The following is a 17,462-nucleotide window of genomic DNA, read 5'->3' as shown; positions in this document are numbered from 1 at the left end:
GGCCTCCCTGAGGAGACCCGGCCGGACGGCAGGAGCGGGCCGGAAGGGGCCGGACGGCTCAGGAGCCGTACCAGGCGTTGTGGATCGTCAGCGCCGACCGGTTGCCCTGCCGGTCGGTGACCTGGGCGCGGAGCGAGATCCCCTTGTCCTTCTCCGGGGTCCTCACCGCCACCGTGCCGTGGTCGACCTTCAGGGTGCGCCAGGTCTTGCCGTCGTCCTCGCTCACGGAGACGGTGAGCGAGGCCAGGTTCTTCCCGGCCGCCGCTCCCTGGACGGTCACCGGCAACAGGACGGGCGTCCGTGCCGGGACGCGAGAGGCGAGGTCGACGGGGGCGGCGAAGCGGACCGTCGACACCGGAAGGGCGGTCGTGGCCGCGACCTGCCGGGACCGGAAGGTGAAGTCGGTCTCGACGCGGGTGGTCGCGGCGGCGACGTCCGCCGGCCTGGTCGCCGAGGTGACCAGCCGGTACTCGGCGTCGGCGGCGTCGACCGTGAAGGGCCGCGTGCCGCTGAGTGGGTCGTCGTTCCGGCCGGCCTCGACCCCGTCGCGGTACAGCGTCGTCGTGGCCGAGGTGCCCGCCGTGAGGCCCACGTGGCCCTGGCCGTCGGCGAACAGCGGCAGCGATCCGACGATGTGCTGCTCGCCCGTCGCCGGGTCCGGGGCGGTGCGGAAGACGCCCGCCCCGCCACCCAGGAGCGGCCCGAAGACGCCGGTGTTGAAGGTCTCGCGGTACGTCCGGCCCGCTTCGTACCGCTTCGGGCGGGTCATCTCGTAGCCGCCCTCGAAGGCGGGGTAGCCCCACTCGTCGGGCTGCCCGAACTGGTTGAACTTGGACAGCCAGCGGACGCCGTCGGCGGTGGAGATGTGGAAGGTGCGGGTGCCCGGCGCGGGCTGCGGCGCCGAGAAGCCGTTGCCCTCCGGCGCGCCCGGCAGGTGGGGGAACGGGGAGGCGAGAGCGGTCTTGCCGGGGGCGGAGGCGCCGAGGCCGATCCGCAGCGTGGCCAGTTCGTCCGCCCGCACGTGCCGGGTGTAGCCGGTCGCGACCGTGCTCGCCGGGCCGCCGAAGGCCACGGCGTACTGGCTGGTGGCGTCCTTGAGGAAGTGCGCGTCCCAGGTCTGCAGGAGCGTGCCGTCGGTGACGGGCGGGCCGGCGTGGGCGGTGCGGAAGCCGGTGAAGCCCCGCAGGACCCAGCCGTTGCCGACGCGGCCGATGTCGGTGGCGCGTTCGTAGTACGTCCCGCCGTAGTCCGCCCGGTCGAGGCCGGGCACGGTCAGGTCCACCGGCCGGGTGGTGCGCGCGTCGGCGGTGACGGTGGTGTCGGCGGAGATGTCCAGCTGCGGCCGCGCGATCCAGTCGGTGCCCCGGGTGTAGTCCGAGGGGTCCTGGTAGACGGCCGTGTTGAGCGTGTACGAGCCCTTGGGCACGCGGAGGGTGTGCGTCCCGGGCTCGTTGTCGACGCGGGCCTCGAAGCCGGCGGCGGGGCCGGCGACGCCGGTCAGGGTGGTGGAGAAGTTCTCGGCGTCGGTGCCGTCGCGGTCGACGGCCCTGAGCGTGAGGTCGTACGACTCGGCCTCGCGCGTGGCGACCGCGGCCGTGCGGACGGTCGCACCGCCGGGAGCGGTCGCGGTGAGGGAGGCGGAGTAGGTGCCGTCGGCCTCGCCGATCCGGGTGTCGGCGACGAGGTCGACCGCGGCGGTCCCGCCGGCGGGCACGGTCACCTGCCGGGTGGGCAGCGCGAAGAATCCGGCGGGGGCGGGCCTGCCCGCCGGGTCCAGGGCGGACACCGCCAGGTCGAGGGTGACGTCGGTGGTGCCGAGGTTGCGGTAGGTGACCGTGCGGGTGAGCGGCCGGTCGTCGGTGTGGGGCCAGGCCGCCGTGCCGAAGTTCAGCGAGACGGGTTCGGCGATCACGTTCTGGCCAGGGCCCGGTCGGCCCGGATGCGGCCCGAGCCCTGCTGGAAGGCGGTGTGGCCGCCGTCCTCGGCCGTCGCGACGAGGGCGCCCTTCAATTCGCCGGCCGTCCAGTCCGGGTGCCGCTGCTTCAGGAGCGCGGCCGCGCCGGCGACGTGCGGGGTGGCCATGGAGGTGCCGTCGAGCCGCAGGTACCCGGGGGCGGGATGGACGGTGCCCGGGCGGGTGTCGAGGGTGCTGCCGGGCGCGGCGGCCGCGGCGACGGCGACGCCGGGCGCGGTCACGTCGGGCTTGACGGCACCGTCGCCGACGCGCGGGCCGGTGCTGGAGAAGGGGGCCATGCGGTCCTCGTGGTCGACGGCCCCGACGGTCAGCGCGGCGTCCGCGCTCCCGGGCGAGCCGATCGTCGAGGCGCCGGCCTCGCCCTCGTTGCCGGCCGCGACGACGAAGAGGATGCCCTTCTCCGCGGAGAGCCGGTCGACGGTCGCCTCCAGCGGGTCGGTGCCCGGGCTGTCGGGGCCGCCGAGGCTGAGGTTGACCACGTCGGCGCCTTCGGCGGCGGCCCATTCCATGCCGGCGAGGACGGAGGAGTCGTCGCCGTGGCCGTCGTCGTCGAGGACCTTTGCGCTGATCAGCTCGGCGCCGGGCGCGACGCCCTTGTACCGGCCGCCGGACTTCGCGCCGGTGCCGGCGGCGATCGACGCGACGTGGGTGCCGTGGCCGACGCGGTCGGCGGTGTCGGGAGAGGCGGAGAAGTTCTTCTCGGCGACGACCCGGGTGCTCAAGTCGTCGTGGGTCTTGTCGACCCCGGTGTCGAGGACGGCGATCCGGACGCCCGTGCCGGTGTACCCGGACTCCCAGGCCCGGTCGGCGCCGATCTGCCGGGTGCCCCGGTCCAGGCTCGCCGTGCGCACGCCGTCGAGCCACACCGCGGCGATGCCGGGGGCGGCGGCGCGGGCGCCGGTCCGCTCCGTGGCGGTCAGCGCCTCCCAGACGCGGGGCTCGTCCCCGGGGGCGGTCTGCACGGCTTCGGCGCCGAGGGTCGGGAAGGTGCGGCGCGTCCGTGTCTCGCCGGCCGCGCGCACCTCGGCCCGTGCCGCGCCCGCGGCCGCCCCTTCGTACCGCACGATGAGCTTGAGGCCGTCGCGGTGACTGACCCGCAGCCGCGGGTCGGTGAGCACGGCGAGGTCGAAGAGGCGCTGGTCGAGCCGGCCGTCGGCGATCAGGCGCCGCGCGTCTGCGGGCACCACCAGGGTGCGGTCGCCGGTGCGCTGCACCTGGACGGGTATGCGCTCGCGGCCCTCGGCGGCCTCGAAGCGCACCATGCGGCCCCGGGCGTCCACCACCAGGTGGTCGCCCGTGACGAGCGGGATCCGCTGGTGCCCGCCGACGGGGGTGATGTCCGGTGCGGCCGCGGGGTGCGCGGCGGTCGCCGTCGCGGGGCCGGTCGTGCCTGCCAGCAGGGCCACGCAGGTGGCCGCCGCGACGGCGCAGGCGCGTGTTCTCTTCACATGTGCGCGCAAGTCTCCCCCAGGGAGCTCGGGATGAGGTCGGGTGGTGTGTCCGGCCCGGGGTGCGAGGGCACCCGGCGACCGGTCAGCGCAGTATGCGAGGCGCCCGACGGCCCACCACCGCCCACGCGTTGCGGAATGACGCTTTCCGGCCATCCGGGGGCCGCCGGGTGCGATGGCACCATGACGGCACTGTGACGGGGCCGTGACCGCCCTGCGATGCTTGCGCGACGGCGGCAGGCGGTCGCCCGTCCCGGCGGCGTCACGGGGCGGGCGCGGCGGGCATGTGGCGGTCCGGTGGCCTTCCGGCCGGGGCGCTCCCCTCCTCTTGGCCGTATCCGAACCCCTGCGCGGGGTCGCCGCCGGGCGGTGCGCCGCGCGGATCACGGCCGGATGGAGCAGCGGGAGGGCGGGCGCGGCCCGCGCGGCGGATGCTGGGCGGACCCGCACCTCCGGGTGTCCCCCGATGTCCCGTCGAGAAGGAGTCGTTCGTGGCACGTATCGGAACCCGTCCGCGCTCACGCGCCCTCGTGCGCCTGACCGGCACCGCACTCGCCGCCGCCGCGCTGGTCGGCGGTCTCGTCCCGGCCGCGCGGGCGGGCGGCGCGCCTTTGTCGGGGGAGTTCCTGGACAAGCGGCTGGAGGAACTGGTCCGGACGGCGGGCGGGCCGCCCGGGGCGATCGCGCTGCTGCGGGTGGGGGACCGGACGGTGGTGCACCGGGCGGGTGTGGCCGACCTCCGCAGCGGCCGGCCGCCCCGGACGGTGGATCACATGCGGCTCGCGAGCGTCGCCAAGGCGTACAGCGGGGCGGTCGCCCTGCGGCTGGTGGACCGGGGACGGCTGCGTCTGGACGACACGATCGGTGAGCGGCTGCCCGCGCTGCCCGCCGCCTGGCACGCGGTGACGCTCCGGCAGCTGCTCCAGCACACGAGCGGGCTGCCCGACTTCTCGGCCGCGCCCGAGTTCGTCGAGATCGTGGTGGCGGACCCGCAGCACCGCTTCGACTCGCGCCGGCTGCTCGACTTCGTCGCCGACCGGGGGCTGGAGTTCCGGCCGGGAACCCGGTACGCGTACTCGAACTCGGACAACATCGCCGTCACCCTGATGGCGGAGGCGGCGACCGGCGAGCCGTACGAGCGGCTCCTGGAGGAGTTGGTGTACCGGCCCCTCGGCCTGCGGAACACCAGCCTGCCGCAGAGCCCGCGGATGCCGAGGCCGTATCTGCACGGCTACGACGTCACGCCGCCCGACCCGCCCGAGGACGTCAGCGAGCTCCTGAGCCCCACGGGGGTCTGGGCCTCCGGCGGCATCGTGGCCACGCCCGAGGACCTGAGCACGTTCATCCGGGCGTGGGCGGGCGACCAGGGGTACCTGTCGCAGGAGACCCGGCGCCAACAGCGGCGGTTCCTGCCCGGCGCGGCCTCGGAGCCGGCGGGGCCCGGTGCCAACGCGGGCGGCCTGGCCGTCTTCCGGTACACGACGCGGTGCGGCACGGTCTACGGCCACACCGGCAACTTCCCCGGCTACACCCAGCTCGCCGTCGCGACGGCGGACGGCCGGCGGTCCCTGACCTTCTCCCTCACCACGCAGATCAACAAGACCGTGAAGCCCGACCTGTTGGCGAAGGTGCGGGCCGTGCAGGAGGACTTCGTCTGCGCCCTGCTGCGGCGCTGACGCGGCCGGAGACGGCGGGCGGGCGGCCCGTGGTCAGAGCATGCGGCGCAGCAGCCGGTCGCGGTCGACGAGCTGGTGCTTGAGGACCAGGCCGACGTGGGCGGCGAGCGCCGCGAAGAAGGCGAGGTGCGCCGTGACGTGCAGCCACAGCAGGTCGTCGCCGGAGGCCAGGAGGACGAGTCCGGTGGCGGGCACGGCGAACGTCAGGGCGTAGAGGGCGGTCTCGGTGCGGTGGGCGAGGCGCCGCTCGGCCGCTGAGAGGGTCGGCGCCCACGGCGGCAGGGGCAGGCGCCGGCGCAGCACCAGGCGGACGGCTCCCAGCAGGACGATCGTCACGCCGAGCAGGATGTGCGCGGTCAGCGGCCCGTCCTCGCCGAACGCGGGGAATCCGCCGCCGCGCCCCCTGCCGGGCCCTTCGCCCCTGCCCCTCCCCCGGCCGGACTCCGAGGCGTCGAGGACGTAGCCCAGGACGAACTGGGCGGCGAAGGCGAGGACGACGGTCCAGTGCAGGAGCTTGGTCACAGGCCGGTATCCGGTGGTCGGTCCCATGGCTCCACTGTGCACCGGGGCGGCGGCCGGTGGCGCCGTGGGCGCTGCGCCGTCCGGGCGGATCCCCGTGGTGCGGGGATCCGCCCGGAGCGGCCGTGCGGTCAGGCGGCGGTGTCGAAGGTGTAGTGGCGGGAGTGGTCCAGCATGTCGGCCGGGGTCACGTCGTTCCAGGGGCGCATGGTGTCCCGGAGGTCGACGACGTTCGGGGTGCCCGCGGCGGGCAGGTACGGGGATCCGGGGTGGCGGGCCTGCCAGTCGGCCCACAGCTTGTCGATGAACGCGTGGTGCAGCCAGAACACCGGGTCGTTGGGGGACACGCCGGTGGCCATCTGGCCGCCGACCCAGACGTGGACGCGGTTGTGCAGGTTCACGCCGCGCCAGCCCTCGAGGTGGTTGCGGAAGCCGTCCGAGGAGCTGTTCCAGGGAGCGGTGTCGTACGTCTCCATGGCGAGGACCGAGTCGACCTCCGCGCGCGTGGGCAGCTGGCGGCCTCCGGCTCCGAGGTCGCGGCGCAGGTAGTCGCGGCCGTCGACGCGGACGTTGACGGTCCACCGGTTGCCGGCCCGGGCGAAGGGCCCGTCGGTGACCTGGCCGTCGCGGGCCCGGCCGGTGCCGCCGAGGAAGTCGGGCGCCCAGAGCGAGGAGCGGGCGGTGCGGTCGGCCGTCCAGTCCCAGTAGGGCAGGGTGACGGTGGGGTCGACGGACTGCAGCGCCTGCTCGAACTCCAGGAGGAAGCGCCGGTGCCAGGGAAGGAACGAGGGCGAGCGGTGGCCGACCCGGTCGCCGTTGTCGGTGTCGCTCATGATGAAGGCGTTGTGGGTGGTCACGAAGGTGTCGTACCGGCCGGAGCGCTTGAGCTCGAGCAGCGCGTTGACGAAGCGCCGCTTCTCGTCGGCGGTGAGGGTGGCCTGGTTCTTGCGTACGGTCATGGTGTGCGGGCTCCGGATCGGATCAGGCGAGGGTGAGGGGAACGAGCGGGGCGCCCTGGAGTTCGCGGACCGCCGCGCGGGCGACCGCCTTGGGCGTGGCCAGCGGCTCGTAGTGGTTGATCACGCTGATCCAGGTGCCGTCGGCGTTCTGCATGACGTGCAGTTCCTCGCCGTCGATCGTCACGGAGTAGCCCCCCGTGTGGTGTCCCCCGTGGTGACCGCCGTGCGTGGCGCCGCCCTTGATGCGGCGGCCCAGGTACACCTCGTCGAAGGCCGCCGGAGCGGGGCCCGTGCCCGCCGTCCCGGCGGACGGGGCGGGACGGTCCGCGGCCCCGGTGCGCGCGGTGGCGGCGCCGGCGGAGGCGGCGGGTCCGGCGAGGGCGAGGCCCGCGGCGCCGACGGCGGCGCCCAGGGCTGTGCGGCGGGTGATGCTGGACATGGAAAACCCCCTGTTGGTCTGCGCGCCAGGGGATTGGTCATATGCCCCCGGCAGGCCTCATCAGTACCCGGGGGTGCCGGTACCGGGGTAATCGCCGCGCACCGGTTGGCCACGATACGGACAACCTGCCGTGAAAGGTGCAGGATTGAACGAAGTTGATCTTGCTGTTCACGGCGCACCGCGGCCGTCGTGGCGAAGTTTTTACGGAGAACGTGATCGATATGTGAACGATCTTTCGAGTGGAGTCCCGCGGTGTGGTGGGGTTCACGCCGTCAGACTGTCCGGAACGTGCTGGTGACCGTGAGCGACAGGAGGCGGGAAACGGGCCGGTCGCTCGTGTTCAGGCACCGGGAAGGAAGAGGCAGAACAGGTGGCCGTGCGGGTCGCGGAGGACCCGTACGTCCTTCTGCGGCTGGTGCTCCTCCACCGTGGCTCCGAGGGCGCACGCCCGCCGGGTCTCCCCTTCCAGGTCGTCGACCTGGATGTCCAGGTGAGCCTGCATCTGCTGACCGCCGGGCGTCTGCGGCCAGACCGGCCGCACGTGATCGGTCTCCAGCTGGAAGCTGAGGCCGGGGCGCTCCCCGCCCGGGGACCGCAGGCGGACCCACGCCGCCTCGCGCTCGGCCTCCTCCCAGCCCAGGAGGGCGCGGTAGAAATCGGCCAGTGCGGGCGGATCGGGGGTGCCGAGGACAAAGGCGGCGAGCATCGTCGTCATGGATCGACGCCTGCCCTCGTCGCGCGCACACACACGTCCCCGCGCCCGTGACACCCCACCGGCACCACATCCGGGCAGCGCGGGTCGCGCCGGTCCGTCCGTCGCGTACCGCCGTCGTGAAGTCCGGGACATCCCTCGGCGGGATCGGGGCACGCGAAGGGGCATGCTGGGACTCGAGACGTTCACCATGCCCGCCGTGCGCACGCGGACGCCGGAACGACGGACCGGCGACCTTCCCCGACGGACCGAAGGCAGGCACCGGCGCTCCGGACGGCGCTGGGGGAGGTGGCACCGCCGCATCGTCGCCTACCGGGACGTCCGCCTGCTGTCCTCCCCCGCCCCCGGAGGGCACGGCGAGGAGTGCCTGCTGCTGGTGCACGTGCGCCGGGTGGTCGGGCGGGTGACGTACCGGGCGTGCGCGCGGTGCGCCGAGGGGGTCATCACCGAGGTGGTGCTCGACCCGCCGTTCCGCGACTGCGGACTGGGCACGAGGGCCCTGTCGCACCTGCGGGCGCGGTATCCGGGTGTCACCTGGCGCACCACGGTCAACCGGCGCCTCACCCGTGATCTGCTGCGGCGGATGCGGGTCCTCCGGGCCGCCGCCGGAGGGACCTGTCCTCATCTGCGTCCGCCCGGCGCCGGAGCCGCCCGTTCCGGTGCGTGAGGGCGGTCGGGCGGTGACGGTACGACGAGGGCGCGACGGCGCGGGAACGGGGTCCACGAACTGGGTGGGGGCGGTCGGCACGAGGTGCCGGGAAGTGGCGCGCGGCCGGCGGGAGACGCTGCTGCGAGCGGTGCGCCGGCCCGGTCCGGAGCGGGACGCGCTGCTGCTGCAGGCCAAGGGCGCCGCAGCCGCCGCGACGGCCTGGTGGCTGGCCTCCTGGCTGCTGCCGCACACGGTCACGGCCTTCGCCGCGTTCACGGCCCTGATGGCGCTGCAGTCCACGGTGTTCCGGTCCCTGCTGGACTCGGCGCAGTATCTGGGGGCCATGGCCCTGGGGACGGGGGTGGCGGCCGCCTTCGGCAGCACCGCCGGCGTCCACGCCTGGAGCGTCGCGGTCCTCGCGTTCGTCGCCCTGACGGGGGCACGGCTGAACCTCCTGGGGCGGCAGAGCACCCAGGTGCCCGTGGTGGCGCTGTTCGCGTTCGCGGGCGGCGGTGGCGAGATCGGCTACATCGGGCACCTGGTGGCGGCCGCGTCGATCGGCGTCTGCTGCGGCCTGGCGGCCCACGTCGCGGTCGCGCCCTCGCCCCATACGGACACGGCGGAGGAGATGACCGGCGACCTGGCGGCCCGGGCGCAGGACCTGCTGCGGACCCTGGCGTGCGCGGCGGCGGGCGAAGGAACCGAGGAGTCCTCGCCGAAGGAAGGCGACCGCCGGTGCGAGGAGCTGGCCCGCGAGGCGGCGCGGGCACGGACGACCGTGGACAAGGAGCAGGAGAACACCCGGCTCAACCCGCGCCGGCCCTGGAGCAGCGCGGAGGGCTCCCTCCAGCGGTGCCAGGACACGATCAGCATGATCGAACGGGTCGGCACGCATCTGCGCTCCGTCTCCCGGGCCCTGTCCCACGCCCGGCGCGCCACGGCCACCGAGGAGGTTCTGGCCTCCTACGCGGAGCTGCTGCGCTGCGCCGCCGCCGCGCTGGGCTGTCTCCGCCTCCCGCGAGGACCGGAGGACTCCGGCCGGCTCGACGACTGCCTGGAGGAGGCGGCACGTCACTACGACGACGTCGCCGCGTCGGTGCGGCAGGGCCGCCTGGACACTCCGGGCGAGTGGCCCGTCTTCGGGACGGCCCTCACGGAGGCCGAACGGGTCCTGGACGAGATACGCCACATCCGCGAGCACGCGGACCGCGCGTGCCGGTCGGCCTCCTGACGTACCGCCGGCCGCGGTGCCGACGGGCATGACGGCGCCTCGATAATGTCCTGACAGGTACATGACTTCAGATGCGCGTGGGTCTACCGTCGGAGTTCCCAGGGAGGAGCCTCCAACTCCAGGCGTACGCGCACCGGTTGGGTCCCCCGCTCCTTCCCGCTCCCCCGGCCCGATCCCCGGTGCCGGGTCCCCCACGGGTGAAGGGACAGCGATGCAGTTCTCCACATGGGTGAAGACAGGAACCACCGCCGCGGTGGCCGTCCTCGCCGCAACGACCGCCGGCACACCGGCGAACGCCCTCGCGGACACCGGTCCGTCGGCGGCGAGGCCCTCGGCGGTCGTGACGCTCCGCTACGACGACAGCCGGGCCGGCGGCTGGGAGGCGGCGATCGCGGCCGGTGTCGCCTCCTGGAACGCGAACGTCGACAACGTACGACTGGTGGAGGCCGCGCCCGGCACGCGGGCCGAGATCGTCATCGTGGCCACCACCGGCTGGCCGCAGGCCACCCTCGGCCCGGTCCGCCCGGGCGGCCAGGTCCGCGTCGAACTCGGCAGCCAGGCGGTCCTCCAGGGCTACGACAAGACCCGCATCGCCGCCCACGAGCTCGGACACAGCCTGGGCCTGCCCGACACCAAGCCCGGACCGTGCTCCCAGCTGATGTCGGGCTCGAGCGCCGGTACGAGCTGCCGGAACGCGGTCCCCGACGCCACCGAGCAGGCCCGGGCGGAGTCCCGCTACGCGTACGGCGCGGCCCTGCTCGTCCCGGCGGACGGGCGGACGCTGGTGGACGCCCCGTAGCCGAAGCCGTCCGGAGCGGGCCCACCACGGTCGCGTGGTGGGCCCGTCGGGCGAGGGGACGTGAACGGCGCGGGGACACCGCCGCGGCGCGGCCCCGCGTCCGGCCGCGAAGAGGGGAAGGGCGTCGACAGGTCCGGCGCGCACGTTGCGTCCGCCGATTGGCGGGCACACGAACGCAGACGCAAGCGACGAACGCGGACGCGCGCTGACACATACGGACACGACGCCGGCCGAAGGAGAGACCATGCCGCAGGACCCCTCAGTGAGAGCCGTCGGATGGGCGCGATCGCTGCCGATCAGCAGCGGAGTGAAGACAGCACGGGACTGGACCCGCGATCACCTGGCCGCGCTCGGCTGGCAGCACACGTCACCGGACCTGGTCGACGCGGTCGTCCTGGCCGTCTCCGAGATGGTCACCAACGCCCATGTGCACGCCCACAGCAACGCCCAGCTCATCCTCACCTGGGACGAGAAGTGCCTGCACGTGACGGTGCACGACGCCTCGACGCAGCTTCCCGAGCAGCGCAAGGCGAGTGAGGGGGCACTCGGTGGGCGGGGGATGCTCCTGATCGACGCCCTCGCGGACGAGTGGGAGGCCCGCCGCTGCCCCCGCGGCAAGGACGTCACCGCCTGCTTCCAGCCACCCGAGTCCCGGGAGCCGGCCGAGGCGTGAGACGGATCGGGCCGCGTACCCGCCCTCACCGGCCCCAACCTCAAATCAACCTCTGAACGTTCCCCCGACGAGATTCGAACGCCCGGCGCAGGGCCATCACGTCAGGGACCGAAGGAGGGGACATGGGGGAACTGGTGATCGGGGCCGACAGGCGCCCGCGGATCACGGAGGCGGCCGCGGTGCCGCCCGGAGTGGGCCGGCAGGAGCCCGCGGCGGAGACGACCGGCGCAGGGCGGCGGCTGTCCGACGCGCCGTTCCGGCCCGGTGGGAGCCGGTTCGGGGGAGGTGGGCGCCGATGACCGCGTTCGCCGTACTGGTGGCGGTGGCCGTACCGGTCGCGCTGGTCCTGCTCGTCGTCCGGCTCCGCGCCGTCCGCGCGGACCGGGGCGGAGCGGTGCACGACATGGCCGAGGCCGCGTTCCTCCACGGGGGTCCGCCGCGCGTCGTGGACAGCGCCCTCGCCCAGCTCCACGACGACGGGCGGATCGGCGTCGGCGGCCCGGGTCTGGTCGTCGTGCTCCGCCCGGACCTGGCCCCGCGCGATCCGGTCGAGCGGGCCGTCATGGAGCGGTTGGCCGCCGCGCCGAGCGGAGCCCTGCACGATCTGCGGCTCGCCGTGATGCGGGACCCGGCCGTCCAGGAGGTGGGTGACGGCCTGGCGGCGCGCGGCCTGCTGGTGGACCCGGAGCGGCGCCGGGCGGACGGCCGTCTGTGCGGGGCTCTCGGCCTCGCACTCCTCGGCCTGTTCGCCCTGTCGGTGGTCCTGTCCATGGCGGTCGATCCGGGCCGGGGCGAGGCACCGCTCGCCTTCAAGGTGGTGCCCGTCCTGTTCCTGGGCGGGCTGGCCACGCTGGTGTGCGCCGGATACAACCGGAACCGGGTCACCCGGGGCGGGGCGCGTGCCGTCGCCGCCTACCGCGGTGACCACGTGTACGACCCGGACGCCGGACATCAGGTCGCGCTGCGAGGGCTGCGCGCCCTCCCGAACGACGAACTGCGGACGCAGCTGATCGACGCGGCGCGGGTGTACGGCCCCCGGCGCGGGCAGCGGCCGCTGCCGGTGGCGTCGCGCTCCTCCTCCGGCTCGGACGGGGCGGCGGCCCTCGCGGTGATCCACTGGTGCGCGGGGACCCCGGGGGGCGGCCCGTGCGGCGGTTCCCCCGGGGCTTCGGGCGGAGGATCAGGGGGGTCGGAGTCCGGCACCGGGTCGGGCTGTTCCGCGAGCGCCTGTTCCTCGGGCGGCGCGACCTGCGCGAGTTCCTCCGGGAACGGCTCGTCCGGAGGGGGCGGGTCGAGCTGCGGCGGATCCTCGGGGGGATCGAGCTGTGGCGGGTCCTCGGGCGGGTCGAGCTGTGGCGGCTCCTCCGGTGGATCGAGCTGCGGAGGGGGTTCGAGCAGCTGATCCGGGCCGCACCCGGCGCCCGCCGGTCCGTGCCGTCTGTCCCATCGCGAGCCGCCCGACTTCGGGCGGCTCGCACTTTTGTCCGCCTGTGCCCCGATTGGTGTGACGTGACCCGGGTACTCGTCGGCTGGGCGGGGTCCCCGGGACCCCCCGCAGCATCGACACCCCCGGCCCCACCACAGGCCCCACCGGCACGGAGGCCCGTCCGTGAAGGACAGGAGCGACAGGAGCGAGATGAGCGAGATGAGCGAGCAGACGCCGTCCCAGGCCGAGGGCGAGCGCGAACAGGAGAACGGGACGGCCGACGGATCCTCGGGATCCGGCTCCTCCGGTGTTCCCCGTACGACGCCCTCGCAGGCCGAGGGCGAAAGGACCGGAGACGACGACGGACCCGGCGCCGGGGCGACCGGCGCGGACGCGGCCTGAGGAGCGGCGGGATGCCCGGAACGATCAGGGAGCAGACGGTCGCGGAGCTCGGGGGCCGGGACAGTGTCCTCGCGCGCCAGCGCCGTGACCACGCCGAGATGGACCGGCTGATGGACCGGTACGACACCGTGACCGACCCCGGTGAGCGGGACGAGGTCCTGAGGCAGCTCGTCCGGCTCGTCTTCGGCCACGCGTTCGCCGAGGAGACCGTGCTCTGGCCGGCCGTCCGACGGAGCGTCCCCGACGGCGAGGCCCTGACCGCGCGGGTCGAGGAGGAGCATCAGGAGATCAACCGGCTCACCTCCGAGATCGAGCGCCTCCCTCCCGGGGACGACGCGCGTGAGGAGCGGGTGCGACAGGTCTTCAACCTGATCCGGCAGGACATCAGGGACGAGGAGGACACCCTCCTCCCCCGCCTCCAGGAGGCGCTCGACGCCCCCCGGCTGCGCCGGCTCGGCACCGCCTGGGAGTCCGTGCGCAGGACCGCTCCCACCCACCCCCACCCCGCCGTTCCGCGGCGACCGCCTGGCAACGCGCTCCTCGGTGTGCCGCTGAGCGGGTACGACCGGTTCCGGGACGTGCTGGGCGCGGGTACGGGGACGGCCACGACCGGCCGGAGGGCCGGAGCCCTGGCCGCGCTGCTCGCCGTGGTCGCGGCCGCCGCCGTGGCGCGGAGAAGACGGTAGGTCCCGAGGCGGCCGGCACACGGGCGCCGCGCCCGGAGCCGCGTCCGGCAGAACAGGACAGACATCAAGGAAGAAGGCCCATGATGACCAGCGGAACCCACGCGTCACGCAACGCCCGCACCCCCGTCCAGCAGGCCGCTTTGCTGGTCGGAGCCGTATTCCTCCTCGTGGGGATCCTCGGCTTCATTCCCGGGATCACCACGGACTACGACACCATGAAGTTCGCCTCGCACGACTCGGAGGCCAAGCTGCTGGGTGTCTTCCAGGTCTCGATCCTGCACAACCTGGTCCATCTGGCCTTCGGCGTCGCCGGTGTGGCCATGGCCCGTACCGCCGCGGCGGCGCGGACGTTCCTCCTGGCGGGCGGCGCCGTCTACCTGGTCCTGTGGCTGTACGGCCTGCTCGTCGACCACCACAGCAGCGCGAACTTCGTCCCGCTGAACACGGCGGACGACTGGCTCCACTTCGTCCTCGGCCTCGGCATGATCGCGCTCGGCGCCCTTCTCGGCCGACGGCACACGACGACCACCCCGCGGGCGTGACGGGCATGGCGGGAAAGAGGACGCTGCTCACCGCCGCCGCGGGACTCGCCGCCGGAGCCGTCGCCCTGCGGCGCCTGACCGCACGGAGCCAGGAGCCCGGCGACACGAACCGCTGGCTGGTCGTGACCGTCCAGCGCGCGCCGGAGGACGTACGGCCCCACGAGATCGGGCCCCTGAAGGAGTTCGGCGACCGGATCGAGACCCGGATCAGCGCCGCGCCCGGCGACCGCGGCACTGAACTCGCCGCCCGCTTCAGGGACCCGGAGGCGGAGGGCACCGGCTCCGTGACCGCCCGGGTCACGGGGGACGACCCGCGTCAGGACCTGCGCCGCGCCCTCCGGGAGGCCAAGGCCCTCCTGGAGGCGGGCGAGGTCCTCCTGCCCGACGCGCCGCCCACCGACCACGAGACCCCCGGCGGAAAACTCATCGGGACGCTGAGCCGGCGCGCCGGCGGGGAGGGAGTGCTGTGAAAGCCCTGTGCTGGGAAGGAGTCAACCGGCTCTCGGTCGAGCAGGTGCCCGACCCGATCCTCCGCAACGACCAGGACATGATCGTCCGGCTCGTCGCGGGCACCACCTGCGGATCCGACCTCCACCTCATCGGCGGCTACATCCCGTTCATGCGCGCCGGAGACGTGATCGGGCACGAGTTCGTGGGCGAGGTCGTCGAAATCGGCTCCGGGGTGCGGCGCCACGCGGTGGGCGACCGGGTGGTCGTCTGCTCGTTCGTCGGCTGCGGGCGCTGCTGGTACTGCGCGAACGACCTGTGGTCCCTGTGCGACAACACGAACACCAATCCCGGGATCGGGCAGGCCCTCTTCGGCGCCGACACCGCGGGCATCTTCGGCTACTCGCACGCCATGGGCGGGCTGCGCGGCAGCCACGCCGAATACGTGCGTGTCCCGTTCGCGGACCACGGCGCCTTCACCATTCCCGAGGGCGTCGACGACACCAGCGCCCTGTTCGTCTCCGACTCGGTCCCGACGGGCTGGATGGGCGCGGACCTCGGCGGCGTGGGCCCCGGCGACGTGGTCGCGGTGTGGGGCTGCGGCGCCGTGGGGCAGATGGCGGCGCGGGCGGCGATCCTCCTCGGCGCGGAGCGGGTCATCTCCATCGACCGCGTCCCGGAGCGGCTGCGGATGACCGAACGCCACGTGGGCAGCGAGGTCATCGACTACAGCGGCACCGACGTCGGCGCCGAACTGAGGGAAAGGACCGGCGGCCGGGGTCCGGACGTCTGCATCGAGGCGGTCGGCATGGAGGCGCACAGCGACGGCCCGATGCACGTGTACGACCAGGTCAAGCAGCAGCTGCGGTTGCAGACGGACCGTCCGACCGCCGTCCGCCAGGCCATCCACGCCTGTCGCAAGGGAGGCACCGTGTTCATCCTCGGCGTGTTCGCCGGCGCCGTCGACAAGTTCCCGCTCGGCGCGGTGATCAACAAGGGGCTGACGGTGCGGGGCGCGCAGATGCACGGCCAGCGCTACATTCCCATGCTGCTCGACCGCATCGCGGCCGGGGAGCTCAGCACCTCCCACATGGCGACCCACACCGTGAGCCTGGACGAGGCGCCGGCCGCGTACGACATGTTCAAGCACAAGACCGACGGCTGCGTCCGCGCGGTCATCCGGCCGGGGGCCTGAGCCATGGGACCGAGGCGGTGCGGCCACGGCCGCGTCAGCGGTACGGACACGGACGGCCGCCCCGGCCTGATCAAGGGAGTGCTGCGCGAGGGGCTCATCGCGGGCGCCGCGGGGAGCGTCGTGATGACCCTCGGCGAGAAGCTGGAGCAGGCCGTCACGGGGCGCCCCGACTCGTACGTGCCCGCGCGGGTGCTCCAGCGCCTGACCGGCCTGCCCGAACGGCCGGGGAAGCGGCCCCGGGCGGCCAACTGGGCCATGCACATCGGGCAGGCGACCCTCCTCGGGGTCCTGCGTTCCGTCATGGCGCACGCCGGGCTGCGCGGCCCGGTCGCCTCGGCGAAGTTCGCCGTCGTCCGGCTGACCTCCGACCAGATCCTGGAGAACGCCACCGGCGTCGGCGCGCCGCCTTCGACCTGGCCCCGGAAGGAACTGGTCGTCGACGTGCTCCACAAGGCCGTCTACGCCTTCGCGGCCGGCGCCGTCGCCGACGCGCTCGCGGCCCGGGGAGGACCGGGGCCGGGACAGCGCCACGCGGCCCTGCGCCCCGGGCGGCACGCCGGCGTCGGCCCGGTCCCCCGCGAGGACGCGTACGGCGGGTAGCACCCGCCCGGGAGTAAGGAGACCGTCCGTGGCCCATGAGGGGACCGGGGCGCCGGGCCGTCCCGTACGGCTGCTGCTCGTCTCGGACACGCACGTGCCGCTGCGCGCCAGGCGGCTCCCCGAGGAGCTGTTGCGGGAGGTGGAGGCGGCGGACGTGGTGCTCCACGCCGGGGACTGGGTCGACGTGGCCACCCTGGACCTCCTGGAGGAACGCGCGCGGCACCTGGTCGGGGTCCACGGCAACAACGACGGCCCGGAGCTGCGGGCCCGGCTGCCGGAGGTCGCCCGCGTCACGCTGGGCGGCCTCCGGTTCGGCGTCGTCCACGAGACGGGACCGGCCCGGGGCCGCGAACAGCGCTGCGCCGCGCTCCACCCGGACCTCGACGTCCTCGTCTTCGGCCACAGCCACATCCCCTGGGACACCGAGGCCCCTGGAGGCCTGCGTCTGCTCAATCCGGGCTCCCCCACGGACCGCAGGCGCCAGCCGTACTGCACCTACATGACCTGCGTGGTCGCGGACGGCACGCTCTCGGAGGTGGTCCTGCACCGTTTGCCGAGGCGCTGACACCGCATGCCCACGCCCTCAGGCCCGCTCGGCGCCGCCCTCGCGGTCGGAGGACGGCCAGACGTAGGGCAGGTCGTCGGGCACGTCCGGGAAGAGGGGGCGGTACAGGCCGGGGTCCTTGCGCAGGAGGGCGGAGCGGTGGCTGCGGTGGAAGGCGGGGTCGCCGAGCCAGGGCGGGAGGTCCCCGGCCGCCGCGAGCCGCTCCTGGTCCCGCACCTCCGCGCCCGGGTGCCAGGCGAGGTAGTCCGCCATGAGGGTGGTGGCGCAGGTGTCGGCGCGGCCCCCGGCCGTCCAGGCGGCGCAGACGTCGAGACCGTAACGCACCAGGGCCTCCTCGTACCCGGCCCACATGCGGACGGCCGGATGGTGGCGCCAGCCGTACGTCGGCACCGTGAGCCCCCGGAAGACCTGGAGTGCCTCCACGCGCTGCTTGCCCAGACGCCGCGCGTCCAGCACGGCCGCGGAGCGGGAGAAGTCCGCGTACGGGAGGAAGGTCTGCACCGGGGGCTCCTGTCGGGG

18 protein-coding genes and 1 pseudogene are annotated in these 17,462 nt (G+C 74.4%); 13 read left to right on the top strand and 6 right to left on the bottom strand.

Features of this window, described 5'->3' with window-relative positions; genetic code table 11:
- Window positions 1-58: 58 nt before the first annotated feature.
- A pseudogene (locus tag ABTY40_RS30885) lies at window positions 59-3,423 on the bottom strand (S8 family peptidase).
- A gap of 500 nt (window positions 3,424-3,923) precedes the next feature.
- Between ABTY40_RS30885 and ABTY40_RS15925 the strand changes: the two are divergent.
- A complete protein-coding gene (locus ABTY40_RS15925) occupies window positions 3,924-5,099 on the top strand; it encodes a serine hydrolase domain-containing protein (RefSeq protein ID WP_502990593.1) in 1,176 nt (391 codons plus the stop codon).
- A gap of 33 nt (window positions 5,100-5,132) precedes the next feature.
- Here the strand turns inward: ABTY40_RS15925 and ABTY40_RS15920 are convergent, their stop codons facing one another.
- The 4 genes from ABTY40_RS15920 to ABTY40_RS15905 all read right to left on the bottom strand — a co-directional run bounded on the left by ABTY40_RS15920 (window position 5,133) and on the right by ABTY40_RS15905 (window position 7,731).
- Window positions 5,133-5,648 carry a cytochrome b gene (locus tag ABTY40_RS15920; protein ID WP_352060027.1) on the bottom strand — a complete coding sequence of 172 codons (516 nt, stop codon included), beginning with the start codon at window positions 5,646-5,648 and terminating at the stop codon, window positions 5,133-5,135.
- 101 nt (window positions 5,649-5,749) lie between these two features.
- Entirely contained in the window at window positions 5,750-6,577 is an 828-nt protein-coding gene (melC2, locus tag ABTY40_RS15915; RefSeq protein WP_352060026.1) for a tyrosinase MelC2, read from the bottom strand.
- 22 nt (window positions 6,578-6,599) lie between these two features.
- Window positions 6,600-7,016, bottom strand: coding sequence for an apotyrosinase chaperone MelC1 (gene melC1 / locus ABTY40_RS15910; RefSeq protein ID WP_352060025.1), 417 nt, complete (start codon window positions 7,014-7,016; stop codon window positions 6,600-6,602).
- Between the two features lie 340 nt (window positions 7,017-7,356).
- Entirely contained in the window at window positions 7,357-7,731 is a 375-nt protein-coding gene (locus tag ABTY40_RS15905; protein ID WP_352060024.1) for a VOC family protein, read from the bottom strand.
- A gap of 163 nt (window positions 7,732-7,894) precedes the next feature.
- Here ABTY40_RS15905 and ABTY40_RS15900 point away from each other — a divergent pair, with 163 nt between their 5' ends.
- The 12 genes from ABTY40_RS15900 to ABTY40_RS15845 all read left to right on the top strand — a co-directional run bounded on the left by ABTY40_RS15900 (window position 7,895) and on the right by ABTY40_RS15845 (window position 16,943).
- Window positions 7,895-8,395: a hypothetical protein gene (locus ABTY40_RS15900; RefSeq protein WP_352060023.1), complete on the top strand. Its 501-nt coding sequence runs from the start codon at window positions 7,895-7,897 to the stop codon at window positions 8,393-8,395.
- 94 nt (window positions 8,396-8,489) lie between these two features.
- Entirely contained in the window at window positions 8,490-9,608 is a 1,119-nt protein-coding gene (locus ABTY40_RS15895) for an FUSC family protein (protein WP_352060022.1), read from the top strand.
- Window positions 9,609-9,819: 211 nt separating this feature from the next.
- Complete coding sequence (locus tag ABTY40_RS15890; protein ID WP_352060021.1) at window positions 9,820-10,407, top strand: snapalysin family zinc-dependent metalloprotease; 588 nt, start codon at window positions 9,820-9,822, stop codon at window positions 10,405-10,407.
- A 244-nt stretch (window positions 10,408-10,651) separates the two neighbouring features.
- On the top strand, window positions 10,652-11,080 hold the full coding sequence (locus tag ABTY40_RS15885; RefSeq protein WP_352060020.1) for an ATP-binding protein: 429 nt from the start codon (window positions 10,652-10,654) through the stop codon (window positions 11,078-11,080).
- Between the two features lie 295 nt (window positions 11,081-11,375).
- Entirely contained in the window at window positions 11,376-12,482 is a 1,107-nt protein-coding gene (locus ABTY40_RS15880) for a TIGR04222 domain-containing membrane protein (RefSeq protein WP_352060019.1), read from the top strand.
- A 234-nt stretch (window positions 12,483-12,716) separates the two neighbouring features.
- On the top strand, window positions 12,717-12,908 hold the full coding sequence (locus ABTY40_RS15875) for a hypothetical protein (protein ID WP_502990590.1): 192 nt from the start codon (window positions 12,717-12,719) through the stop codon (window positions 12,906-12,908).
- Window positions 12,909-12,919: 11 nt separating this feature from the next.
- A complete protein-coding gene (locus ABTY40_RS15870; RefSeq protein WP_352060018.1) occupies window positions 12,920-13,594 on the top strand; it encodes a hemerythrin domain-containing protein in 675 nt (224 codons plus the stop codon).
- Between the two features lie 80 nt (window positions 13,595-13,674).
- Window positions 13,675-14,136 (top strand): DUF4383 domain-containing protein, encoded by a 462-nt coding sequence (locus ABTY40_RS15865; protein WP_502990589.1) that lies wholly within the window; start codon window positions 13,675-13,677, stop codon window positions 14,134-14,136.
- Window positions 14,137-14,141: 5 nt separating this feature from the next.
- A complete protein-coding gene (locus ABTY40_RS15860) occupies window positions 14,142-14,606 on the top strand; it encodes a hypothetical protein (protein ID WP_352060017.1) in 465 nt (154 codons plus the stop codon).
- Window positions 14,603-15,778 (top strand): zinc-dependent alcohol dehydrogenase, encoded by a 1,176-nt coding sequence (locus ABTY40_RS15855; protein ID WP_352060016.1) that lies wholly within the window; start codon window positions 14,603-14,605, stop codon window positions 15,776-15,778. The genes ABTY40_RS15860 and ABTY40_RS15855 overlap by 4 nt, the downstream gene beginning before the upstream one ends.
- A 3-nt stretch (window positions 15,779-15,781) precedes the next feature.
- Window positions 15,782-16,378, top strand: coding sequence for a hypothetical protein (locus ABTY40_RS15850; protein ID WP_352060015.1), 597 nt, complete (start codon window positions 15,782-15,784; stop codon window positions 16,376-16,378).
- 28 nt (window positions 16,379-16,406) lie between these two features.
- The gene (locus ABTY40_RS15845) at window positions 16,407-16,943 is read left to right on the top strand and encodes a metallophosphoesterase family protein (protein WP_352060014.1); all 537 of its coding nucleotides are present in this window, start codon (window positions 16,407-16,409) and stop codon (window positions 16,941-16,943) included.
- 18 nt (window positions 16,944-16,961) lie between these two features.
- Here ABTY40_RS15845 and ABTY40_RS15840 read toward each other — a convergent pair whose 3' ends face one another.
- On the bottom strand, window positions 16,962-17,444 hold the full coding sequence (locus ABTY40_RS15840; protein WP_352060013.1) for an MSMEG_6728 family protein: 483 nt from the start codon (window positions 17,442-17,444) through the stop codon (window positions 16,962-16,964).
- Window positions 17,445-17,462 lie beyond the last annotated feature (18 nt).

Source organism: Streptomyces sp. NPDC126503, from assembly GCF_040302405.1.
GTDB lineage: Bacteria > Actinomycetota > Actinomycetes > Streptomycetales > Streptomycetaceae > Streptomyces > Streptomyces gulbargensis.
Note: the sequence above shows the minus strand (reverse complement) of the source record. Positions and strands in the feature narration are given on the sequence as shown.